General features: G+C 57.0%; 23 protein-coding genes and 2 tRNA genes. 17 read left to right on the top strand and 8 right to left on the bottom strand.

Going from position 1 to position 23,253, the window contains the following annotated elements:
• Positions 1 to 133: 133 nt before the first annotated feature.
• Positions 134 to 226: transfer RNA gene (locus NZD89_RS19290), tRNA-Ser, on the top strand.
• 8 nt (positions 227 to 234) lie between these two features.
• A tRNA-Thr gene (locus NZD89_RS19285) sits at positions 235 to 309 on the top strand.
• A 96-nt stretch (positions 310 to 405) separates the two neighbouring features.
• On the opposite strand, the gene acs is transcribed toward NZD89_RS19285, so the two are convergent.
• The 5 genes from acs to NZD89_RS19260 form a co-directional block, all read right to left on the bottom strand.
• Positions 406 to 2,361 (bottom strand): acetate--CoA ligase, encoded by a 1,956-nt coding sequence (gene acs / locus NZD89_RS19280; protein WP_268004361.1) that lies wholly within the window; start codon positions 2,359 to 2,361, stop codon positions 406 to 408.
• Positions 2,362 to 2,619: 258 nt separating this feature from the next.
• On the bottom strand, positions 2,620 to 2,985 hold the full coding sequence (locus NZD89_RS19275) for a DUF1292 domain-containing protein (protein WP_268004360.1): 366 nt from the start codon (positions 2,983 to 2,985) through the stop codon (positions 2,620 to 2,622).
• Positions 2,986 to 3,062: 77 nt separating this feature from the next.
• Positions 3,063 to 3,416: a YlbF/YmcA family competence regulator gene (locus NZD89_RS19270; protein ID WP_268004359.1), complete on the bottom strand. Its 354-nt coding sequence runs from the start codon at positions 3,414 to 3,416 to the stop codon at positions 3,063 to 3,065.
• Positions 3,417 to 3,439: 23 nt separating this feature from the next.
• The gene (locus tag NZD89_RS19265) at positions 3,440 to 3,664 is read right to left on the bottom strand and encodes a hypothetical protein (protein ID WP_268004358.1); all 225 of its coding nucleotides are present in this window, start codon (positions 3,662 to 3,664) and stop codon (positions 3,440 to 3,442) included.
• A 158-nt stretch (positions 3,665 to 3,822) separates the two neighbouring features.
• Positions 3,823 to 4,314 (bottom strand): IDEAL domain-containing protein, encoded by a 492-nt coding sequence (locus NZD89_RS19260; protein WP_268004357.1) that lies wholly within the window; start codon positions 4,312 to 4,314, stop codon positions 3,823 to 3,825.
• A gap of 229 nt (positions 4,315 to 4,543) precedes the next feature.
• Here NZD89_RS19260 and NZD89_RS19255 point away from each other — a divergent pair, with 229 nt between their 5' ends.
• On the top strand, positions 4,544 to 4,741 hold the full coding sequence (locus NZD89_RS19255) for a hypothetical protein (RefSeq protein ID WP_268004356.1): 198 nt from the start codon (positions 4,544 to 4,546) through the stop codon (positions 4,739 to 4,741).
• Between the two features lie 83 nt (positions 4,742 to 4,824).
• Here the strand turns inward: NZD89_RS19255 and NZD89_RS19250 are convergent, their stop codons facing one another.
• Positions 4,825 to 5,154 carry a YgaP family membrane protein gene (locus NZD89_RS19250; RefSeq protein ID WP_268004355.1) on the bottom strand — a complete coding sequence of 110 codons (330 nt, stop codon included), beginning with the start codon at positions 5,152 to 5,154 and terminating at the stop codon, positions 4,825 to 4,827.
• 154 nt (positions 5,155 to 5,308) lie between these two features.
• On the opposite strand from NZD89_RS19250, the gene clpP reads away from it, so the two are divergent.
• The 6 genes from clpP (at position 5,309) to NZD89_RS19220 (ending at position 10,906) form a co-directional block, all read left to right on the top strand.
• Positions 5,309 to 5,887 (top strand): ATP-dependent Clp endopeptidase proteolytic subunit ClpP, encoded by a 579-nt coding sequence (clpP, locus tag NZD89_RS19245; protein WP_268004354.1) that lies wholly within the window; start codon positions 5,309 to 5,311, stop codon positions 5,885 to 5,887.
• Between the two features lie 128 nt (positions 5,888 to 6,015).
• Complete coding sequence (locus tag NZD89_RS19240) at positions 6,016 to 7,170, top strand: cysteine desulfurase family protein (RefSeq protein ID WP_268004353.1); 1,155 nt, start codon at positions 6,016 to 6,018, stop codon at positions 7,168 to 7,170.
• A gap of 12 nt (positions 7,171 to 7,182) precedes the next feature.
• On the top strand, positions 7,183 to 8,376 hold the full coding sequence (thiI, locus tag NZD89_RS19235; protein ID WP_268004351.1) for a tRNA uracil 4-sulfurtransferase ThiI: 1,194 nt from the start codon (positions 7,183 to 7,185) through the stop codon (positions 8,374 to 8,376).
• Between the two features lie 40 nt (positions 8,377 to 8,416).
• Positions 8,417 to 8,662 carry a hypothetical protein gene (locus NZD89_RS19230; protein ID WP_268004350.1) on the top strand — a complete coding sequence of 82 codons (246 nt, stop codon included), beginning with the start codon at positions 8,417 to 8,419 and terminating at the stop codon, positions 8,660 to 8,662.
• Positions 8,663 to 8,877: 215 nt separating this feature from the next.
• Positions 8,878 to 9,501 carry an RsfA family transcriptional regulator gene (locus NZD89_RS19225; RefSeq protein WP_431308730.1) on the top strand — a complete coding sequence of 208 codons (624 nt, stop codon included), beginning with the start codon at positions 8,878 to 8,880 and terminating at the stop codon, positions 9,499 to 9,501.
• Positions 9,502 to 9,583: 82 nt separating this feature from the next.
• Positions 9,584 to 10,906 (top strand): Ger(x)C family spore germination protein, encoded by a 1,323-nt coding sequence (locus NZD89_RS19220; RefSeq protein ID WP_268004348.1) that lies wholly within the window; start codon positions 9,584 to 9,586, stop codon positions 10,904 to 10,906.
• Positions 10,907 to 10,909: 3 nt separating this feature from the next.
• On the opposite strand, the gene NZD89_RS19215 is transcribed toward NZD89_RS19220, so the two are convergent.
• Both NZD89_RS19215 and ymfI read right to left on the bottom strand, forming a co-directional pair.
• Positions 10,910 to 11,413 (bottom strand): hypothetical protein, encoded by a 504-nt coding sequence (locus NZD89_RS19215; protein ID WP_268004347.1) that lies wholly within the window; start codon positions 11,411 to 11,413, stop codon positions 10,910 to 10,912.
• Between the two features lie 155 nt (positions 11,414 to 11,568).
• Entirely contained in the window at positions 11,569 to 12,342 is a 774-nt protein-coding gene (ymfI, locus tag NZD89_RS19210; RefSeq protein WP_268004346.1) for an elongation factor P 5-aminopentanone reductase, read from the bottom strand.
• A 176-nt stretch (positions 12,343 to 12,518) separates the two neighbouring features.
• Here ymfI and NZD89_RS19205 point away from each other — a divergent pair, with 176 nt between their 5' ends.
• From NZD89_RS19205 to NZD89_RS19170, 8 genes are all read left to right on the top strand, one after another.
• Entirely contained in the window at positions 12,519 to 13,553 is a 1,035-nt protein-coding gene (locus NZD89_RS19205) for an NADH:flavin oxidoreductase/NADH oxidase (RefSeq protein WP_431308629.1), read from the top strand.
• 58 nt (positions 13,554 to 13,611) lie between these two features.
• On the top strand, positions 13,612 to 15,249 hold the full coding sequence (gene bshC / locus NZD89_RS19200; RefSeq protein ID WP_268004344.1) for a bacillithiol biosynthesis cysteine-adding enzyme BshC: 1,638 nt from the start codon (positions 13,612 to 13,614) through the stop codon (positions 15,247 to 15,249).
• A gap of 221 nt (positions 15,250 to 15,470) precedes the next feature.
• The gene (mraZ, locus tag NZD89_RS19195) at positions 15,471 to 15,902 is read left to right on the top strand and encodes a division/cell wall cluster transcriptional repressor MraZ (protein ID WP_268004343.1); all 432 of its coding nucleotides are present in this window, start codon (positions 15,471 to 15,473) and stop codon (positions 15,900 to 15,902) included.
• 24 nt (positions 15,903 to 15,926) lie between these two features.
• Positions 15,927 to 16,862 carry a 16S rRNA (cytosine(1402)-N(4))-methyltransferase RsmH gene (gene rsmH / locus NZD89_RS19190; RefSeq protein ID WP_268004342.1) on the top strand — a complete coding sequence of 312 codons (936 nt, stop codon included), beginning with the start codon at positions 15,927 to 15,929 and terminating at the stop codon, positions 16,860 to 16,862.
• Between the two features lie 53 nt (positions 16,863 to 16,915).
• Positions 16,916 to 17,305, top strand: a complete 390-nt coding sequence (locus NZD89_RS19185) for a hypothetical protein (protein ID WP_268004341.1) — start codon at positions 16,916 to 16,918, stop codon at positions 17,303 to 17,305.
• Between the two features lie 6 nt (positions 17,306 to 17,311).
• Positions 17,312 to 19,516 (top strand): penicillin-binding transpeptidase domain-containing protein, encoded by a 2,205-nt coding sequence (locus NZD89_RS19180; protein WP_268004340.1) that lies wholly within the window; start codon positions 17,312 to 17,314, stop codon positions 19,514 to 19,516.
• A 216-nt stretch (positions 19,517 to 19,732) separates the two neighbouring features.
• Positions 19,733 to 21,685: a stage V sporulation protein D gene (locus tag NZD89_RS19175; protein ID WP_438938745.1), complete on the top strand. Its 1,953-nt coding sequence runs from the start codon at positions 19,733 to 19,735 to the stop codon at positions 21,683 to 21,685.
• A gap of 67 nt (positions 21,686 to 21,752) precedes the next feature.
• Entirely contained in the window at positions 21,753 to 23,243 is a 1,491-nt protein-coding gene (locus tag NZD89_RS19170) for a UDP-N-acetylmuramoyl-L-alanyl-D-glutamate--2,6-diaminopimelate ligase (protein ID WP_268004339.1), read from the top strand.
• Positions 23,244 to 23,253: the final 10 nt, after the last annotated feature.

Genomic DNA, 23,253 nt, shown 5'->3' with positions numbered 1-23,253 from the left:
TCGTCCTGCCCATGGGGTGTGGATGAGGCCTTTTGCGTAAGAAGCGCGGTTGCGACGGTCTATTGTCTCTACTCAGGGGTTGCGAAACTGGACAAATCCGTGCTAAACTATCACCTGTTGCGAACTGTAACGTGGAGAGATGTCCGAGTTGGTCGAAGGAGCACGATTGGAAATCGTGTAGGCGGCTAAACCCGTCTCGAGGGTTCGAATCCCTCTCTCTCCGCCAGAGACTTCGCCACCTTGGCTCAGGGGTAGAGCGGCTCACTCGTAATGAGCAGGTCGTCGGTTCAAATCCGACAGGTGGCTCCAGAATCAACTGCAGACTTGGACAGGCTGTTGCAAAAAAGCCGTTCCCGTTAGGGAGCGGCTTTTTTGCGTCGAAAGCTTGGTGGCATTCGTAGGGGTTTAGTCGGCCTCTTTATACTGCGATTTGAGCGACTCGACGACGCTTGGATCGGCGAGCGTCGTCGTGTCCCCGAGGACGCGTCCTTCCGCGATATCCCGCAGCAGGCGCCGCATAATTTTCGCGCTGCGCGTCTTCGGGAGCTCCGCCGTGAAAATGATTTCCTCCGGACGTGCCATCGCTCCAATTTTTTCGACGACGGTCTGTTTCAAGGCCGCGACGAGCTCTTGGTTCGTCTCGATGCCCTCGCGCACGGTCACAAACGCCGTGATGGCCTGGCCCTTAATGTCGTGCGAGCGCCCAATCACCGCCGCTTCGGCGACGGAGCTGTGCGATACAAGTGCGCTCTCCACTTCGGCCGTGCCAATGCGGTGTCCGGATACGTTGATCACGTCATCGATGCGCCCGAGAATCCACACGTACCCATCTTCGTCGAGATGAGCGCCGTCGCCGGGTAGGTAAATGCCCTCGAACTTGCCAAAGTAGGTATTTCGGAAGCGTTCGTCGTCTCCCCAAACCGTTCTCAACATCGAAGGCCAAGGCTTTTTAATGACGAGGTAGCCGCCGTTCTCGAAGCCCACCGACTGGCCGTGTTCGTCGACGACGTCCACGTCGATACCTGGTACCGCACGCGTCGCACTCCCTGGCTTCGTGGGCACGATGCCCGGAAGTGGGGCAATCATGGCGCATCCCGTCTCGGTCTGCCACCACGTATCGACGATGGGGCATCTTTCGTTTCCAATGTGCTGGTGGAACCACATCCACGCCTCAGGGTTAATTGGCTCACCGACCGTCCCGAGCAGGCGCAGCGTACTCAAGTCGTGTGCAGCGGGATGCTCCGGTCCCCACTTCATAAAGGTGCGAATCGACGTCGGGGCCGTATAGAAGATGGTTACGCCGTATTTTTCGACGATTTCCCAGAATCGATCCCGCCCCGGATAGTCCGGTCCCCCTTCATACATGACCACCGTCGCACCGGCTGACAGCGGCCCGTACACGATATACGTGTGCCCGGTGACCCAGCCAATGTCCGCTGTGCAGAACCAGACGTCCTCGTCCTTGATGTCAAACACGGAGCGCATCGACGTGTTTGCCCCAGTCAGATAACCGCCGGTCGAGTGGACGATGCCCTTGGGCTTGCCGGTGGTCCCGGACGTATACAAGAGATAAAGGATATCCTCAGAGTCCATGGGCTCGGCTTCAAATGGGGTGGTGGGCGCTTTAGCCATCAAGTCGTGCCAGTAGACGTCACGTCCTTCCTGCATCGTGGCGCCAGCAGAATCGCCAACCCGCCGGACGACGACGACGTTTTCCACTTTGGTCGCGGACAGCGCTTCATCCGCGTTTGCCTTCAGCGGAATGACGCCACCGCGCCGCCAACCTCCGTCTGCCGTGATGAGCACTTTGGCATCCGCATCCTCAAGCCGTTGCTGGAGCGATTTCGACGAAAAACCGCCAAATACCACCGAATGAATGGCGCCAATCTTTGCGCACGCAAGCATGGAAATCGGAAGTTCTGGAATCATCGGCAGGTAGATAGTCACTCGGTCGCCCTTTTGAACCCCAAGCCCCTTGAGCGCATGTGCCGCCTTGTCCACCTCGCGGCGAAGCATGTCATAGGTGAGCACGCGGCTGTCACCAGGCTCACCTTCCCAAATGATGGCCGCCTTGTTCTTGCGTGGGCCAACAGCGTGTCTATCCACACAATTGTAAGCGGCATTGAGCTTGCCGCCCACAAACCACTGCGCGTGAGGGGGTTCCCAGTTGAGAACGTTTTCAAATGGTTGGAACCATGTAAGTTGCTCGGCTTGCAGGGCCCAGTAGGCTTCAGGGTCGTTTGCAGCGCGCTCATAAATCGTTTCATCGTTGAAGTTTGCCTGAGCACGAAACTCGTCTGAAGGGGAGAAGCTGCGGGTCTCGTGAAGTAGGGTAGAGAGTTTTTCGGAATCTACACTCATGTGAAGGTACCCCTTTCGACGTGAAATTTGTCACTTTCTCACATTATATTTGAAAAATACAGATACACAACTGCGATTTGGACTAGGCATGCTATTTTCGTGCCCCGGCATGGAACGTGCGGTACCGACGAGGAGCGGAAAGAAAATCGATGCGCGGGCTCGGTCGAAGCGCCGCGCGCCAAGCCCAGACGCAAAAACGGGGCGGCACAGGGTGGACATATCTCGCCCTGTGCCGCCCCAACGAAGGACGCGTGCGCATTACGCGTTTTCGTCGTCGTCTTCTTCCTCTTCGTCAAACAGGTCGTCGTTGTACGCGTCAACGACTTTCTGCCACTCATCGTCGTTGTCTATCTCGGCGAGCACCATCTGGTCGCCTTCTTCTCCGTCCACGCGGAAGATGACGCCTTCTTCCGTCTCGTCGTCGATGGGCAAGAGGACTGCGTAGTCCTTGCCTTCAACGGTGAGCACTTCACCGAGGACAAACTGGTGCTCTTGGCCGTTTTCGTCTTCGAGGATGATGACTTCGTCTTCGTCGTGTTCATGGTCGTGATCGTGCGTGTGTTGATGCTCGTCCGCCATTTGCGTTTCATTCCCATCCGTTATCAAAATTTGGCTGGATGCCATGTTTGCCCAGCATATCACCGTTCGATCCCGCTGTCAACGAGCTCTGGCGAACAGGGCAACACCTGCGAATTCTTCATTTATTCGGTCTTGCGTTGCTCCACTGCAGCGGATAGACGGCTGGAGATAGCGTCCAACAGCTCGTTCAGCTTCGTCTGCGCTTCTTCGAACGCCTGAACCTCAGGCATCGCGTTCAGTTTGTCCAATAATTGATCGGTTTCTGCAAGCAAATAGCTATAATGCATGGGCGGCACCCGCCGAGCCTGGAACTCTGCGACCTGTTCCCGCAACTCGCGTAGGCGGCGCCAGAGGTTCATGGCTTCGCCATTCGCCTGAAGCTCCGCTTCGGCAGCCCGGTAGACGCGTATTTCAGGCCTGTGCAAAATGAGCTTCGCGAGTTCATCCGCCTGGACGATTAAATCGACTCTGTCCAATGCACACACCTACCGTATCGTCGTCAGGCCTCAATGTCCCGGTGATGGCCGTGACGGTTATGCAACTCGTTGTGTTGCTGAAATGCACGTGTGGGACGCGTTTCTATAAAGTCGCCCCAAATTGCCAAAATCATTCCGCAAACCATACAAATGGCAAGGGCGACGTACGAGTGAAGAAGAATGCCCACGAGGACGAGGGCAAACAGAAGACTAAACAGCAAATAACGCAATGGTCTCGTATTTTGCATGATCATCCCTCCCGGGGTAGCCACCTTCATTATACGATACAGTTGTCGATGCCATAAGGGGAGAAGGCGTGCAAAACAAAGAAAAACAACCTGGTGCAGCCGAAGCACACCCCAAGTTGTTTTGTATGCGATAAGCTATAGACGAGCTGCCGACAGCGTCACAGGAACCGGCGTGCTCTCCAGGTTAGGCGCTCCTCTTCCCGTTGCAGCAGTTCGAGTTCCTTGACGGCCGCGTCAAACGCCGCTTTGTCGCGTCGGTCCAACGCCTGGTCAATCCGCTGTTTGACCTGATCTCGAAGCTTTGCTCGCTCCTCCACTTCGGACAGCACTTGCTGCACTTCTGGTGGAATTGGGAGATCTGGTAGATTGACAAACACGTACAACTTTTCCGACGAGTTGGCTTGATGCGCAAAGAAAGTCTGCAGTGTCTGCAGGACTTCGTCCGCCTGACTGACCTTTTTGATGCGCCCATTGATGGGAATCCGCGCGATCATGCCGTGGCGCCCAATGATCAACAACGGAACGTTTTCCAAGACGATGTTCGTCGCTTCCAGTTGCGCATGACGTGCTGCAAGAAAATCGATGACGGAGTCCGCTCCACTGGGTAGGAGTTTTGTTTTAAGTGTCAGGATTTCGTCCTTGGTCATCATCGGAATCACTCCCTTAACAGTCGGAGTTCCAAGTTCTTGTATCATACGCCGTGCTCACACCATTTGGTCGTGCACAGGTGCCCAGACACCTACGAATAGTGTGCAACTATTGTAGCAAATCGCTGAGGGAGAAGAAAGTGAAAAGCGCATGCATTGGGCTTACTTGCATCCTTTACCGGTCTAACCAGTGCGCTCGTGACAGATACTACATGCCGGAGGGGATTAGGCTATGGACGAGTGGGTGTATTTTGCCGGGTTATATGAATCGAAGTTTGAAGCGTACTGCGCCGTGATGTGGGTGGAAGCAGACGAACGAATTCGACGTACCGCTCGTCCCACAGACGTCGAGGTGTACCGAGCGAAGAGTGGCAAGTACGGCGTGCGCTTTCGCCGCCAAGAAGCAGCGATGTCAGCTCGGTGGATGTGAGCCTTTTCACAGTGCAAGGTCTTATCAATTCGCGTTTTGATGAGGCGAGGGCTGCCCATACTAGGAGGGCAGCCTTCGCGGCGTCATTGCGTCGGGTTTTCCATCTTCGAGTAAGATGGAATGTCGTAATCGTTGTCAGGTTGGCTGGACGAATTGGATTTCGACGAAGAGTCGCTTGCCGATGCCCGACTGGAAGAGTGCTTCTGTTGCTGTTGGGACTGATTGCCCATCAGTTCCGTGACGGCTTGCATCGGGCACCATCCGATGGCGCCTTCTGCCAGCTTCATCGCGCCAAACGACCACAAGAGGGTTCGTGTCATCGGGGAAGCGCGGCGGCGCGACGCCATCCCGAGGGACAGAAGGCCAGTTACCATTCGAATATAACGATCCGGCGTGCTAATATTCTGTTGCACAACGCGTCATCTCCCTTTGCGATTTAGGAACAGTATTCGCCTGGATGGGCGCGTCTATGAAATCGACCTACACACTGACTTTGACTTTCCTTGACTAAATGGAGTTTTTCGGGCATCATGGGTATTGTATTAGTGAATAAAGGAGGCGTGTTGGATGGGTCTGATCCCGTACGTTGTTGAACAGACGTCGCGAGGCGAACGCAGCTATGACATCTACTCTCGGTTGTTGAAGGACCGTATCGTGTTTTTGGGCACGGCCATCGACGACGATGTGGCGAACGCCGTCGTCGCGCAATTGTTGTTTTTAGCAGCAGATGACCCGGAGAAGGACATTCAGATGTACATAAACAGCCCGGGTGGCTCCGTCTCCGCAGGTTTGGCGATTTACGACACGATGCAACACATCAAGCCGGATGTGAGTACCATGTGCGTCGGCATGGCAGCCAGCATGGGTGCCGTATTGTTGACTGCAGGTGCCAAGGGCAAGCGCTATGCACTGCCGAATTCGGAAGTGATGATTCACCAACCGCTTGGCGGCGCGCGTGGTCAGGCTTCTGACATCGAAATTCACGCGAAGCACATCTTAAAGACGCGTGAACGCCTGAATGCGATTTTGAGTGAACGGTCCGGCCAACCGCTGGAGCGCGTTGCCCGCGATACCGACAGAGACAACTTCTTGTCTGCTCAGGAAGCCAAGGAATACGGGTTGATCGATGACGTGATCGTCCGCTGATGGACGAAAGGCCGCATGTTTGACATTCGCTCTTCCGAAAGTAAAGGCGCGCACACGCAGCACTTGCTGCGTGTTGACGCGTCTTTTTTGATACGATTATGCTTGTACGGTGGTCAGGGGGAAACTACATGTCGCAAGAAACGATTTATCTGGATTACGCGTCGACGGCGCCTTTGTTGGAGGATGTCAAAAAGCGCGTAACGGCCATGCTCGACGTGTTCGGGAACCCGTCCTCTCTTCACCGCATCGGGATGGATGCGGAGGCGAGGCTGTCTGCGGCACGCGAGTCCGTCCTGCAAGCACTTGGTGCACGAGAGGGGCGCCTCGTGTTCACGGGTGGCGGCACGGAGGCGAACAACTTGGCGGTTCGAGGAAGCGCCCCGCACCTGGAACGGCGTGGACGGCACATCATCACGACCGCGATTGAGCACCCGGCGGTTCACGAGCCGTTGCGCGCGCTTTGTGCCCAGGGATGGGAAGTCACGTATGTTCGACCGGATGAGAATGGGGACGTGTCCTTGACGGACGTCGTGAACGCCATTCGACAGGATACGGTGCTCATCTCGATGATGCACGTCAACAATGAGACGGGCGCCATCTTACCCGTAGAGGAACTGTCTGGTGTTTTGAAGGACTACCCAAAGATTCGTTTTCACGTGGATGGGACGCAGGCGTTGGGGAAAATTCCTGTTCGGCTTGCGGACACGTCCATCGACTTATATACGGTCTCCGCACACAAGATCGGTGCACTGAAGGGCGTCGGCGCACTCTATGTGCGCCAGGGCGTTCGCCTCGAGCCGATCTTGTACGGAGGGGGCCAAGAGGCCGGCACCCGTTCGGGAACGGAAAACGTGTTGGGCGCGGACGCTTTTGGACTCGCAGCGGCCATAGCTGTGGAAAACGTCCGTTTGGACCAGGATGCAGCACAGACGCGGCAGTGGTTTATCGACGAACTCGAACAAATTCCTGGATGGATTGTTCGCAAGCCGAAGTGTGCGTCCCCGTATATCGTCAACGCGTCGCTGCGCGGGCTGCGAGGTGAGGTCATCGTGCACGCCTTGGAGTCAAAAGGGGTGTACGTATCCTCGGGTAGCGCCTGCTCGACGGCGCGCGGAAAGCAAAAACGCAGTCACGTGCTCGAGGCGATGGGGCTTGCACTGGAGGAAATCGATGCAGCGGTGCGCTTTTCGTGGCATCCAGGCACAAAGAGAGAAGATCTGAGAAAGGCACTGGTTATCGTGCGCGAACAAAGCGAATGGCTTCGTTCGATGGTCGGTGCGTGAGAGGGGTACAGGATGTTTGATCATATTTTAGTTCGCTACGGTGAGATAAACACCAAGGGGCAGAACAGGTCACAGCTTGAGCAGATGCTCATGCGCAACGTGCAACAGGCGGTGAGGCACTGGGACTCCATCCGCGTGCGGCGCATCAGCAACCGCATCCTCGTAAAGTTGAACGGGGCACCTGTGGACGCCGTCTTAGAGGCCCTCGTGAAGGTGTTTGGCATCAGTTCTTTGAGCCCTGTGATGGTGGCACCACTTGACGTCGACGCCATCGTCGCTGTGGCAAATCAACTATTGGATAGGATGGCGGTGGCGCCACGCACGTTCAAAGTGGAAGTCCGACGCGGAAACAAGCGGTTCCCGATGGACAGTCCGACATTGACGCGGCACGTCGGGGCGGCGCTGCTCGCTTCACACCCCTCGCTGACAGTGGACGTACACCAGCCAGAGGCGACCGTTCAAATCGACGTTCGAGATGAAGGGGCGTTCTTGTACGCAGAGAAAATTCCTGGTGCGGCTGGGTTGCCAGTGGGGATGAGCGGTCGTGTGTGCGCGCTGTTGTCCGGTGGCATAGACTCGCCTGTAGCGGTGTGGAAGGCGATGAAGCGGGGACTCAAAGTCGATCTCGTCCACTTTCACAGCTTTCCGTTTACCAGCGAACGCGCCCAGCGCAAGGTCGAAGAATTGACGAGCACGCTGGCGTCGTGGTCGACTGACCTCAACCTACACCTGGTATCGCTGACACAGACGCAGGCGGCGATTCAAAAGTCCTGCCCCGAGCAGCTGAGAACCATCATCCTGCGGCGCATGATGTTTCGCATCTGCGAAGCGATGGCACGTACGAAGGGATGGCTCGCGCTCGTAACAGGCGACAGTTTGGGCCAGGTGGCAAGCCAGACGCTGGAAGGGATTTTTGCCGTGGATTCGGTCACCTCTCTAAGCGTGTTGCGCCCTGTGGGGATGGAGGACAAGCAGGACATCATCGACGCGGCTCGGCACATCGGGACGTTCGAGACATCGATTCAGCCGTACGACGATTGTTGTTCGCTATTTGCACCGAAGCGTCCAAAGACGCACCCGTCGTTGGCGGAAGTGGTTCGGGGTGAGGACAAACTCGACGTCGAACAGTTAATTGAGACGGCGCTTCAATCTGTCGAGACAAAGAAAGTCGCGGCGCGCACCGAATCTCCGATGCAACTGACATGAAATGACCACTCGTGGGCAGACTACGTCCAGGAGTGATAGCATGGGAATTTTTCGCCTATTCTTTCGCACGTTTCGGTTGCTCTCAATGCTCTATATGGTGTTTCGTGCATCCCGCTTGACCAGGGCCATTTGGCTTGTCTCGACGCTCTGGCGGATTTTCCGCCGCCGCTCTGGCGCAATTCAGCGTCCAAAAGTCGTGTTTACGTTTGTCGGCCCGCGCGATGAGACGATTTATCGCCGGCGGGGCTGGCGGCGCATCAGCAAAGGTGAAGGCGATGGGCAGTAGACGAGCAGGGGCCGAGAGCGCTGCCCTTTCGATAAACTGGATGAAATCCGTCTAAACGATGATCTTCGGATCATCGTTTTTCTATGTTTAACCCCTCTCTCAGTTGGTTATAACAAATGATAGTCTCGTGATAACTCATAGCAGGACACGTGCGGGAAACCATTACACAGTTTGACAACTTAGGAGGGCACAGCATGCGTCAATCAAACCGAGCCATGCGTCAAGACGCTTGGACGACAGAGGACGACGAAATTCTAGCGGAAATTGTCTTGAAACACATCAAACAAGGTAGCACGCAACTGGCGGGCTTTAACGAAGCATCCCGCCGCCTTGGGCGGACGGCTGCCGCTTGCGGGTTTCGTTGGAACGCCTGCGTGCGGAAGCAGCAGCGCAATATCATTGAAATCGCGAAGGAAGAACGCAAGCGCAGCAAGTCAGAGCGCGTTCAGGCGCAGATGGAAGGCGGAGATTTAGACCATCCGACGGCGACGCTGATGTCGTGGGCACAAGTGCTTCGCTTTTTGCGGCAAGAGAAAAATACGGCGCAGGAGTGGGCATCGCGTTGGCGCAACGCCGAGCGCCAGGCGACCGAGTGGAAGAATCGCTTTCGCGAGTTGCAGGACGAGCACCGCAGAATTCGCGACGAATACCAGCAATTGAGGAACGACTACGACACGGTCGCCAAGGATTACAAGGTGCTGGTTCAAATCATGGAACGCGCGCGCAAGGCAGCGATTCTCGATGACACACAACTATCGGAAGGGTTCATGTACCAAATCGACGAATTTGGAAATCTCGAACGCGTCGATCACGTCGAACCAATGGAGCGAGCTGAATAAGCTCGCTTTTTTTTATCGGCTGGGAGGAGTTTGTGCATGTTCAAAATGTTTCCGTGCCACCCTACTTTGAGGAAGGTGAGCAATGATGGCGCGCAAACAGCGTATGAACTGCACAGGCTGGAACCGTTCGCGAATCGCGGTAGTCGACCGCGTGTGTGAGGTACCGGGTCGGGTCTGGAAACGACTTTGCACGATGGTCTGGCTCGTGGTAACCCCATTCGCGATGACGGGCTGTTATGATCGCCAGGAGTTAGAGCAACAGGCGTTCGTCAGCGTTCTGGGCGTCGACAAGGCACCGGATGGGCTGATTGACTGTACATTTCGCATCGCCTTGCCGGTGAATCCAACCGGAGGCGGCGGGGGGAAATCGGCCGAGCCGCTGGCTGGCAAGGAGCCTGTCACCATTCGTGCGCACAGTATTAACGAGGCGATGGTGTTGGCGTCCGGATCGATTGAACGGAACGTCACGTTTTCGCATTTGAGTCTGATCCTCTTCGGGGACGATCTCGCCAAGCAAGGCATCCTTAAATACGTTCAACCGCTCATTCGCTACCGCGAGTTTCGTCGCACGGTTCCATTTGCAGTGGCGAAGACGTCCGCAAAGGATTGCATCGCGCAGTTCGCGCCAATGCTCGACACGTCGAGCGCACGCGTGAACGACAACATCGCGGTGATGACCAATCGCTCTGGTATCGGTCCCGTCTGTCGGCTGCACGAGTTCGCGACGGCCATCGAGAATCCGCATCAAGATGTCGTGGCGCCACTTTACGATATCAACAAGTACGTCACAAAGCAGGCTGAGCTGTCGGATCAATCGGCCGTGAGCTATCAGGCGGGGCAAGTTGAACGCACCGGTGGCAACCCGGTGGATTGGATGGGGGCGGCGGTATTTCGCGGGGACAAGGTCGTCGATTACCTGAGCGGACACGACACCATCCTGCTTCGATTGCTCGAAGGTGGCATGAACAAAGCGAAAATAGATTTCACAAGTGGAGACAAGAGCGACGATATCGGGTTGGCGTTACACAAGGAACACGCGCCGCGCTTTTCGGTGACCTTGTCAAGGCCCTTGCAAATTCGCGTCCACGTGCCGATCGACGCGGACGTGGTCAACATCGCGAGCGGTAAGGATTACTCGGGAAACGCACAACGGTACGAGTTGGAGCAGATGCTCGACCAAAAATTCAACACCCAAATCGAGGCGTTGCTTCATCGCCTGTTGGTCCATGACCAGGTCGATGTCATCCCCATCTCTCGCTACATCCGTGGGCAATTTTTGACTTATCAACAGTTTGATGCGTACCCCTGGATGCAAAAAATGAAGGACGCCAAGATCACGGTCGAGACGGATCTACACATCCGACGGTTTGGCGTTCAGAACCAGCCTTTGCGGACAAAGGCCTGAAAGCTAAGGCCAGAACTGTGCGCGAGCAGCACTTTGGAGCTGCCTGGGTGACGGGGGTGCCGCGCCCTGTGGCGGTTGTGCCTGCGCGATGGGCGGGGCTTGTGGCGGACGATATCCGTATCCCCATTCTGGATACATCCGATTTGGCCTCGGTGGTTCGGGTCTGCCGGGGGGCGCTTGCAGAGAAGGATGGGGTGATTCGGCAGGATTTGTCGGTGGCCCATCGGGCGTGTCCTCTGTTTCGCTGGCCCCGCGAGTGATGGTCGACAAGGCGGTTTGGACGATGCCTCGGAGTAGAATGGAGAACATCGGGCTCTCGACAAAGCTGAGGAACTCCTTGGTGTTTAACTCAGAGCTAGCACCAAACGACTCGCGTAGCGCTTTTGACAGAGCCAGTGTCAACCGCAGATATTCGCGCTCTGTCAACCCGAGCGCCTTGGCCTCCAACCGAATCTGTCGACTCATTTTCGCGACGGACTGCTTTCGTTTGCGATTGGTCTTTGCCATCTGTAAGCTGTCTCACTCCTTTCGCACCAAAGGAGGTGCCAGGTTGGTGCACGGCCACCAACCTGGCGAGTTGCACGCGGTGCTGAAGTAACCAATGCGACGAGTGAGTTGGCCTGTATAGACCACTGCCCGTACTGTGCAGAGGGGAGACGAAATCAGGGCAACCGCCCTCCGTTTGGACTGATGACCTGCCCAGTGATAAACGAGGACGCCTCCGAGGCCAAAAAAGCGACTACATTCGCGACGTCGACAGGTGTACCGAGGCGCCCAACAGGCGTCTCTTCTTGCATCTGCCGCCGCTCTTGCGCGGAAAATCCCTGCATCATATCGGTGTCTATCACCCCTGGGGCGACAGCGTTGACCGTGATCCCAAGACTTCCGACCTCGACGGCGAGCGATTCGGTCAGCGCGATGACGCCCGCCTTGCTGGCGGAGTATGCCGCCTCCATCGCCGCGCCGCGCAACCCGTGGACCGACGCGAGGTTGATGATGCGTCCGCCACTTGCCCGCTTCAGGTAGGGAATGGCCTCGCGACAACACAGGAAGGTGGACGTGAGGTTGGTTTGCAACATCTTCTCCCACTCCATGAGCGAGAGGTCCATCAGCAATCCGTAGTGAGCGATGCCAGCATTGTTCACCAAGATGGACGGATTGCCGAGTTGCGTAGCTTCGAGAAACAGTCGTTGCACGTCCGCCTCGACGCCCACGTCGGCTTGTACGGCAATCGCCCGCACGCCTAGGGCTTCACAGGCTTTTACCGTGCACATGGCCTGCTGACGCTGCTCGCGGTAGTGTATGACGACGTGTGCCCCGGCCTCTGCTAAGGCGATGGCGATGGCTCGTCCGATTCCGCGCGAGGCGCCGGTGACAATCGCCACCTTGCCCGAGAGGGTCGCCGTTTGCTGCAATTCTCGTGATTCTGACTTCATGCCGTGGTATGCTCCTTGTGAAGATGATCGAAAGCAATTTTGGATACGTTCCGAACAACCCCATATAGACAAGGTCGCCCTACTTATTTTACTTTAGTAGATGCTTGTTGTTATGATTGAATTTGAAGCAATCATATCTGATCTCCACGTGACGTACATAAGGTGAGGTGCGTATTTTGGCTGGTTTGTTCGATCCGCTTGTGATTCGCGGTCTCACGCTCAACAACCGCATCGTCGTATCGCCGATGTGTCAATATCAGGCCGAGGCCAACGGGTATATCAACGATTGGCACATCGTTCATTATGGGTCTTTGGCACTGGCCGGAGCCAGTCTCCTGTTTGTCGAGTCGACCGCCGTCGAGGACCGCGGCCGCATTTCCAGCCGCGACGTCGGCCTCTACGAGGACGGACAAGTCGAGGGACTTCGCCGGATCGTCCAGTTCGCGCATGCACAAGGCGTCAAAATGGGCGTCCAATTGAACCACGCGGGCCGGAAAGCCGACCTTGACGACGATATCATCGCGCCGTCCGCCGTCGCCTTTAGCGACCGCTATCGAACGCCGCGCGAGATGACACCAGAGGATTTTGCGAGCGTCCTCGAGGCTTTTCAACAAAGTGCGCGGCGCGCCGTCGCAGCGGGCTTTGACGTAATTGAAATCCACGCGGCGCACGGCTACTTACTACATCAATTTCTATCGCCTTTGTCCAACCGACGCCAAGACGAATATGGCGGGGAGCGGGAACAACGCCTGCGCTTTCCGCTCGAAGTCGTTCGAGCGGTTCGCGCTGTCATCCCGCACGACATGCCGTTGTTCGTGCGCGTGTCCGCGAGCGATTACCACCCAAATGGCTTGTCCATCGAGGACCTTCGCTATTTTACCCAGGCGTTTCGAGATGCGGGCGTCAGTCTCGTCGACGTGTCGTCCGGCGGGAACGTCCCCGTAGCGCCGGATAAGGTTTACGCCGGGTATCAAATCCCGCTTGCAGAATCGATTCGTTCGCACGTCGACGTGCTGATCGGCGGCGTGGGGATGCTCGACGACCCGGTGCTGGCCGATTCGATTGTGCAATCGAACCGGGCAGATCTGATTTTCATCGCGCGCGGGTTCCTGCGCAACAAGAACTGGGGACACGACGCTGCCATCGCGCTCCGTCAGCCTGTCCGTCCGCCTGCGCCCTATGTGCGCGCGTACCCAACTTCACAAGCTTGATTGGTGCTATTTGGCGGCTGGTCCGTCAGAAAGGCACATTCGAAGGGAATGTTCTCGTTTGAAGTGTACAATCCATCAGGCGCCTACGGGGAATCGCCTTACCGATACCCACTTGTTTCATTTTGACCAGGTGGCGCATCTCTATGACCAACAGAATCCCACGAATACGGACACGTTTCGGACGCGGGCGGAGACCGTCTCGCAGTGGTTTGACGGCGCACACCGCCAGGCTCTGGTCGACAGCCTACTGGGATATGGCGCGCGAATTGGGCAATCCTCCATTCAGGTGAAGGCTACAAAACGCCTCCTGGACCCAACTAGCGTCGCGGTGGTGACCGGGCAGCAGGCGGGGTTGTTGACGGGGCCGTTCTATTCCATCAGCAAGGCGCTCAGCGCCATCGGACTCGCTGCCCAACTGGAACGCGAGCTCGAACGGCCGGTCGTGCCGATCTTTTGGGTCGCATCGGAAGACCACGATTTCGGCGAAGTCGATCACGCCTATATCCTCGGCGACGCGCACGATGTGAGGCGAATCAAACTCGCCCACTCGTTTGACGCACACCAGATGGTGTATCACGGCGCCCTCACCGAGGAGCAAGTGACGGGCGTGCTCGACGAATTGCGCAGTTGTCTTCCGGAATTGCCCTATAAATCAGAAGTCCTGACGACGCTCAAAGAGTCGTTTGAAGTGGGGGACAGCTTGTCCATTTGGTTTGCACGGCTGATGGCGAAACTCTTGGCCACCCACCCAATCGTCATTTTAGATCCCTGTTTACCCGAACTGCGCCGACTCGTGGGCCCTGTGTTCGCCGACACGCTCTCATCGTTTCCAGCGCTGCAAGAAAATCTTGCACATGCTTACGAAGAGGTAGAGCGGTCGGGATTTCAACATGAGGTCGTGCGGGATGAGCGCAATTCTACGGTGTTTTACGTGGTCGAGGGGCGGCGTTACGTGTTGGAACGCCGCGACGACGGCAGGTTTGTCACGCGCGGACTCGGGACACTGCACTCCCTCGAGCAACTGCTGGACGTCGCGGCCACAAATCCCGAGCGTTTCAGTTCCAACGTGTTGTTGCGCCCGGTGATTCAGGATCACCTCATCCCGACCCTCGCGTACGTAGGTGGACCGTCCGAACTCGCCTACCATCCGCTGTCGCGCGCAGTGTTTCACGTCCATGGTCGCAAGTTGCCTCCGCTCGTAATGCGTCAGCGAATCCGTATCGCAACGCCGCCAGTGGCGCGGACGATGGCGCAATGGGGTATCTCGTTTGAAGATCTCACCAAGCCTTGCGATTTGGTCGCCACCCGTGCACTTGGCGACCTGTCGATGGCGCTTCGCGAGCAAGTCACGGGGCTGGAGACGGAATTCGCCGCCTCCATTGAGCGTTTCGCGCGCCAGTTTTCCGAACTTGGTCCGCAAGTAGCGGATATCGCATCACGGCAAGTGGAACAGCAGAAGCAGTTGGTTCGGCGGCTGGAAATGAAGGTCTATCGGCTGGCCGAGCGGCGGCGTTCCGACGACGTGCAGCAATTGCGCCGCATTGAACACTGGTTCTGGACGGATGGCCACGAACAAGAACGCAGACTCAGTCCGATGAACGCTTGGGCCGAACTAGGCCGGAAGTGGTTTGATTCGCTGCCTACCTGGGGGCACTACCAGCAGCCTGGTGCGTATATGGATGTCACCGTGGACTGATGTCTCCACTCTCGTTCCTTCCATAATAAAGATTGTCTTTACAACGGCCCGCCCGCGAGAATCCTCGTGTTGGCGGGCTTTTTGTGTGTCTAGCACCGCGGAATATTTTTCTCGGGTTTTTCCGTTTCCAAGGGAGGACTTTGCTTATGTGGCCCGAAAACATATAATTGTGGTGAGTTGTGGGGCAAAGTGGGGATAAAGGACACGAAGGTGGAACCAAGATGTTTATGGGGGAGTTCGAACATTCGCTAGATGCGAAAGGTCGGCTGACAGTGCCGGTCAAGTTTCGCGACGAACTCGGACCTCAATTCGTTGTCACCCGCGGCCTTGATAAATGTTTGTTTGTATACCCTATGCAAGAGTGGCAGATATTAGAGTCCAAGTTGAAGGCGTTGCCTATGACGCGCTCCGACGCTCGTTCCTTTGTCCGATTCTTCTTCTCAGGAGCATCCGAATGCGAACTGGACAAACAGGGTCGCATCCTGTTGCCGCAAAAATTGCGCGACTATGCCGAGTTGGACAAGGACTGCACGCTCCTCGGGGTTTCCAACCGAGTGGAGATCTGGGATACGAACGTTTGGGCCACTTACGCGGATGAGGCGGAGTCCTCATTTGCTGACATCGCCGAAAAGCTGGTGGATTTCTCGTTTTGAAGCGATGAGTAGGGAGAATCAACCTTGGATTTTAACCATGAGACCGTTCTATTAGAAGCAACTGTTGATGCTGTCAGACCACGAGCTGGCGGTCGCTATATCGATGCGACGCTCGGGGGCGGCGGGCACACTTCGCTGTTACTTTTGCGCAGTGCGCCGACTGGCCAAGTGATGGCGTTTGATCAAGATGAAACAGCCATTCAGAACGCGAACGTGCGGTTTAGGGATGTGCTGAATCGGCTGATGATTGTGCACAGTAACTTCCGGGAGATGGGGGAGCGTGCCCGGTCGCTCGGATTTGAAGCGGTAGATGGCATCGTGTTTGACCTCGGCGTGTCCTCTCCTCAATTCGACATCGCAGAGCGCGGTTTTAGCTATCGATACGATGGACCGCTCGATATGCGAATGGACAGGCGGCAGACGATGACGGCCGAAACGTTCGTCAACGAGGCCGACCAAGAGGAGTTGGCGCGCGTCTTCTTCCGGTACGGAGAAGAGAAGTTCAGTCGGCCCATCGCGCGGCGCATCGTCGAAGCCCGCGCGGAGCATCGAATCACGTCGACACTAGAGTTGGCGGACCTGATTAAATCGGCCATTCCTGCGGCCGCTCGCCGGACGGGACCACATCCCGCACGGCGCGTGTTTCAGGCCATTCGCATCGCCGTGAACGACGAGCTCGGCGTCCTTGAAACGGGGCTGGAAGCGGCTTTTTCACTGCTTGCTCCGGGTGGACGAATGGCTGTGATCAGCTTTCATTCGCTAGAGGATCGGATTGTCAAACAGACCTTCCGAGATTTTGCCACAGGGTGTATTTGTCCGCCGGAATTGCCAATCTGTACGTGTGGAAGAACGCCATCCGGAAAGCTTGTCACGCGCAAACCGATAGAACCGTCGGAAGCTGAACAAACACATAATCCGCGGGCGAGGTCAGCCAAACTGCGGGTCATCGAAAAAATATAAGCCCACCGACTTATCGGGCGGGAATTTCACAGCAGAGTGGAGGTAACAGGATTATGGGACTAGCCCAGGAACAAATCGGAGCATCGCGCATGGGACAAACGGTTCGTTCACCACAACAGCAGGAGAGGCAGAACCAGCGTGTGCGCGAAGAGACGCGGCGGAGAACGCGTCTCTTCCAACGCGTTAGCCTAGGCCTGTGCTGCACGGTCAGCTTTGTCGCCGTTTGGGTCGTCGCCGCAAAGGGCGCGTCCGTTTACAGTATGAGCTACCAAAATAGTCGCTTGCAAAGCCAGATTCAGCAACAGGAAGCAGACAACGCAACCCTGTCGGCGCAAGTGGCGAAGGAGAAGGACCCATCCAATATCCTGTCAAAGGCGAAGGCCCTTGGGATGCAAAAACAATCGAAGACCGTAACTATCCCTACGCAAGCAACCGGGAAGTGATGAAATTTGCCTACGTACAATTCCGGTTGGAAGTCGGATAAAAAGCATCCGCAAAAACGTAAGTCAAATCGAAACAAAAAGCGCATGTGGGCGCTTCAAGGCGGGCTCGTGCTCGCCCTTTCAGTAGTACTCTGGCGCGTGTACGACGTGCAAAAAGTGTATGGCAAGCAATTGCAGCAGAACGAGGCGAAGTCAGTTGACGTCTCCCGTACGTTGCTCGCCGCCCGCGGATCTATCCTGGATGCGCAGGGCAACGCGCTGGCGTACGACGTGTCGGCGTTTTACGTCGATATCGAAACCACCGACTTGAAGCAGCACCTCTCCGAGGCGGCGGCGATTCTCGCGCCGATTGTGGGTTCCAACGTGGCCGATATGACCAAACTGCTATCCAGCTCTGCAGGCTGGGTGGAACTGCCGCACCCCGTCATGGCACCGGCGAAGGCCCAGTTACAAACTGCGTTTGACGACCACAAGTGGGCACCTAGTGACACTTCTATCAACTGGAGCGGCGAAGTCACATTCACGCCCACCGAACAGCGCTATTACCCGTTTGGCGATTTTGCAGCGAATACTTTGGGTTACGTCTCGAACGGCATCGGCTACGGTGGCGTCGAGCAGGAGTACAATTCGCTGTTGGCCGGGACCAATGGTTCTGTAAGCTTCCAGCAGGACAGCGAAGGGTTTCCGCTGCCGGGAAGTGTTCACGTCACCAAGCAGGCGCAGCCTGGTGACAGCGTACAGTTGACCATTGACGAAAACATCCAAGGCTTCGTTGAAAATGTGATGAATAACCTGGTTCAGAAGTATCAGCCGGAGAACGCCGCCATTATCGTGACCAATCCGCAAACGGGCGCCATCCTCGCGATGGCCAGCCGACCTACGTTCAATCCAAACTCGTACTGGCTGACGCCGAGTGCGCTGTCGCAGAACTGGGCGGTGACGAGTACGTTCGAGCCGGGATCGACATTTAAGCCGTTCGTCCTGGCTGCGGCCCTCGCGACGGGCGCCGTTTCGCTGAACCAGACGTATCAGTCGGGGCAGACGACGGTGGATGGGACCGTCATCCACGACTGGAATGATGTCGGTTGGGGGACGTTGACGTATCAGCAGGCGCTCGAGGAATCGAGCAATGTCGGGTTCGCGAAAATAGCGATGGCACTCGGCTGGAACAACATGAATAAATATATGAATCTGTTCGGCTTCACGCAGCAGACCGGCGTCGATCTCCCGCACGAAGGAAAACCGATTTTGTTCCCCAGCAGTCAGCAGGGTCCGGTCGAACTCGCCACCTCCGGCTTTGGTCAAGGGATCTCGATTACGCCCCTGCAGCAGATGGCGGCCATGGGGGTCATTGCGAATGGTGGAAAGTTGATGAAGCCATATGTGACGAGTAAAGTGATAGCTCCCGACGGGAAGACGGTGAAGCAGGTTGAGCCGACGGTCGTGCGCCAAAACTTCATCCCGCAAAGCGTCCTCGACGAAGTGAAGCAGACGATGGTACTCGACGTCTCTGATCCGAAGTACGGCATCGATGCGGCTGCGAAAATTCCAGGCTACGAAGTTGCGGGAAAGACGGGTACCGCGCAAGTGGTCGATCCGGCGACAGGGCAGTACTACAGCGACCGCTTTATCACGTCATTTATGGGCTTTGCACCGGCCAGCGACCCGAAAGTGGAGGTCTACGTCACGGTCGACTACCCGAAGACGGCGGAGGCTTCGACGTGGGGGAGTACCATCGCAGCCCCCTACGCGAAGGAAATTATGAAGGATTCCTTGCAGTACTATCACATCGCTCCGACAGGAGATGTGCAATCGGCTTCGCAGGCGACATCCGGTGCGGGGAAGGTCACTTATGTACAGACACCGAGCATCGTCGGGATGTCGGAGCAGGCGGCGACACAGAAGTTGAGCGCGCTCGGCCTGAACGGCATGTTCGCCGGGGATTCAGGAAACGTCAGCAAGCAGTGGCCGCCCGCGGGTGTGGAGGTCGCGAAGGGCAGCAAGATGTATGGTCTTTTGAGCACCAATGGCGGTGATAAGGTACCTGTCCCAAACATCACGGGCCTTTCCTTGCGGGATGCCACAAATCTGCTCGCGGCCCTGTCCTTGAACATTCAACCGACCGGGTCCGGATTTGTGTCATCGCAGTCGATTCCTGCAGGTACTCAGGTCCCGACAGGGTCGAGTGTACCTGTCACGTTAAAACCATGAACGCCGCCCTGTGACGGGGTTGCCCTACAGCCATTTCGAGATGCGCTGCGGGGCAGCCCCGTTTTCGTTGTCGGCGCAGATGGCACGCGCCCGGGTCCACCGCCTCTGCAGAGAGCGAGCCGCGGCACTCCGGCCTTTCGTCTCGTCCTCCGCGCTTCTACTAGAGGAGTTGTCCGCATAGGATGATCTCGATGAACAAGCTTGGAGGCGAAGGACGTGCGAGTGACTCGAGGGATGATGCGGCGCCGGTTGGTGTGGCTTCTGATGATACTGCTCATAGGCATTGCGGCGCTGGCAGGACGTCTTGTGTTTGTACAAATTGTGCAGAATAAGTGGCTTTCCAGTCAGGCGAAAGATTTGTGGGAGCGCACCGTGCCGCTGGCGGGCATTCGCGGCAGCATTCTCGACAGCGCGGGGCAGCCCTTGACCTACACGGCCTCGGCGCCTTCTGTGCTGGTCGTCCCTGCTCAGGTGAAGGACAAGGAGGGCACGGCGAAACGGCTTGCACCGATTCTCGGGATGACCGAGGACAAAGTTCTCGCGACGCTCAAAAAGCGGAGTTCGATCGAGTACCTCCGTCCAGGTGGTCGGAGGATGAGCCAGGCGCAAGTCGACCAAATTCGCCAACTCGACATGCCTGGTATCTACATCACCGAGGAAGGCAAGCGCGCGTACCCCTACGGAAATCTGGCCGCGCAGGTGCTTGGCATCACGGGGTCTGAGAACCAGGGGCTCACGGGCATCGAGCGCGAGTACGACAGCCAACTGACCGGCGAAAAGGGCGGCATCACGTTTTTCGCAAAGGCAAACGGCGAACTGATGCCGGGCCAAGGCGAATCGGTGCAGCCAGCGACCGATGGCGACGACGTCAAGCTCACCATCAACTTGCAAATCCAACAATATGTGCAGCGTGAAATCGAACAAGCTGTTGCGGAGTACAATCCGGACAGCGTCACGGCGCTGGTCGAAAATCCGCAGACGGGCGCCATTCTGGCGATGGCCAATTACCCGACGTTCGATCCCGCCGACTGGCAGGACGCTCCCGCCTCGACGTACAATCGCAATTTGGCCATCTGGCAGACGTTCGAGCCGGGATCGACGTTCAAGATTGTGACGCTCTCGGCCGCGATGCAGGAAAACAAGGTAAACTTGAAGGACGGCTTTTACGATCCCGGTTACTACGAAGTCGCCGGCCACCGGATTCGCTGCTGGAAGGCAGGCGGGCACGGGTCGGAAACGTTCCTCAACGTCGTTGAAAACTCTTGTAACCCGGGCTTCATCGCGCTGGGTGAACGTCTAGGCAAAAACACGCTGTTCTCATACATTAAAAAGTTCGGGTTCGGTCAGAAGACGGGCATCGACCTGCCCGGTGAGGGGAACGGAATTCTGTTTAAGCAAAGCCAGGTCGGACCGCTCGAGTTGGCGACGACGGCGTTTGGCCAGGGCGTGTCGGTGACGCCGATTCAACAGGTGATGGCCTTAGGCGCGGTGGCCAACGGCGGCAACCTGATGAAGCCGTTCGTCGTCCAAGACGTGCAGAGCCACGACACGGGTCAAATCGTCTCCGAGACGAACCCGACGGTCGTCCGCCGAGTGATCTCGAGCAGCACGGCCGCGAGTGTGCGCAGCGCGCTCGAGAGTGTCGTCGCCCAGGGCAGTGGCGGCAAGGCGTTTAAACCTGGGCTCCGGATCGCGGGCAAGACGGGAACCGCGCAGGTGGCGAAGAACGGCCGATACGAGTCAGGTCACTATATCGTGTCGTTCATCGGCATGGCGCCGGCGAACAATCCGCAGCTCATCGCCTATATCGCGATCGACAATCCACATCCGAAGAACGGAGTCGTGTTTGGCGGCGTTATCGCGGCGCCAATCGTAGGGAACATCCTCGCAGACAGCTTGGAGGAGATTGGCGTGGAACCCGCGAACAACGGCATTCCGAAAAAATACAAGTACGGCGATGCGATTCCGATAGAAGTGCCGAACTTTACGGGCCTTAGCCTCAAGGACGCCAAACAGTTGGCGCTGCAGAACACGTCGAATCTAAGAGTGACGATTCAGGGCAGCGGGGTTACGGTCGTGGCGCAGTCGCCGGCAGGCGGCAGCAAGGTGGACGAAGGGTCGACCATCCGTCTAATTTTAGGGGATAATCCCGCTTCTTCAGTCAATTGACAATGCGAAGCAAAAACAATAGAGTGGGCATGGACTCAAGGCTTTGTCGTACACAGGAGGGACGTTCATGCGGTTAAAGCAGTTGGTTCAACCGCTGTTATCATACGAAATTCGAGGAAACGAAGACGTCGATGTAGAGACCATTGAGTCGGATTCGCGAAGAGTGGGCCCTGGTGCACTGTTTGTCGCCGTCCCGGGGTTCACCGTCGACGGGCACGCATTTGCAGGGCAGGCGGTCGCCGCGGGCGCGGTGGCGCTGCTCGTGGAACGGCATCTGCCGGAACTCGATGTTCCGCAGGTGATCGTGAACGACAGCCTGCGAACGTCGGCGGTGCTGGCAGATATTCTGTATCGCCATCCTTCGCAGGCACTTCGCATGGTCGGCGTCACGGGAACCAATGGCAAGACGACGGTGACGCACATCATTCGCCATATTTTGGAGTTTGCTAGGAGATCGACGGGGCTCCTTGGTACGGTCGGCGGCGTCATCGGTGGGCGGTCGTTTCCAGTCGCCAACACGACGCCACACGCGGTGGAGGTACATGGATTTCTGAAGCAGATGGTGGATGCTGGGTGCACCTACGGCGTGATGGAAGTGTCCTCGCACGCCTTAGTGGAGCGCCGCGTGGCGGGCGTCGACTACGACGTCGCGGTGTTTACCAATTTGTCGCAAGACCACCTGGACTTTCATGGGACGATGGACGCCTATGCGCAAGCTAAATCGCTGTTGTTCGCACGGCTCGGAAATACATATGGCGAAAAGCGACGGGACAGTAAGTTCGCGGTGGTCAACATCGACGATGCATATGCCCCTGTGATGATGGGCGCGAGTGTCGCGACAACGCTGACGTACGGGCTGGCCGAGACTGCCGATGTGCGCGCCTCGGACGTCGTGCTCACCCACCTCGGCGCTACGATGAACGTGACGACGCCCTTCGGGACGTTTCCCGTGACGACGGGTCTCATCGGGCGTTTTAACGTGTATAACGTCTTGGCTGCAATCGCAGTCGCCGTCGTCGAGGAGATTCCCGTGGCGACGTTGCAGGCTGCACTCTCCTCGTACGAGGGCGTCCCTGGACGGTGCGAGCGCGTAGACGAAGGTCAACCGTTTGGGATCTTTGTCGACTACGCGCACACGCCTGACGGCCTCGAAAACGTGCTTTCGAGCGTGCGCGAGTTCGCTGCGGGGCGCGTCATCTGCGTCGTGGGATGCGGCGGCGACAGGGACAAGACGAAGCGGCCGCTGATGGCGAGCGCGGCACTTTCACTCAGCGACGCTGCCATCTTCACGAGTGACAACCCCCGGACCGAAGATCCAGAGCGCATTCTCGATGACATGGAGGCGGGACTTCCAGCAGGGTCGCAGTACAGGCGGATTGTCGATAGAGGAGAAGCCATCAAAGTGGCCATTCAGGAAGCTCGCGAGAACGACGTCGTCGTCATCGCAGGGAAGGGTCACGAGGATTATCAGATTGTAGGCAGAACAAAAATTCATTTCGATGATAAGGAAGAAGCGCGTAAAGCTGTCCGTGCGCGGTTGTCCGACAATTCGTTCTAGGAGGCACTCA

Source organism: Alicyclobacillus fastidiosus, assembly GCF_026651875.1.
Lineage (GTDB): Bacteria > Bacillota > Bacilli > Alicyclobacillales > Alicyclobacillaceae > Alicyclobacillus > Alicyclobacillus fastidiosus.
This window is presented reverse-complemented; position numbering and strand designations above follow the sequence as displayed.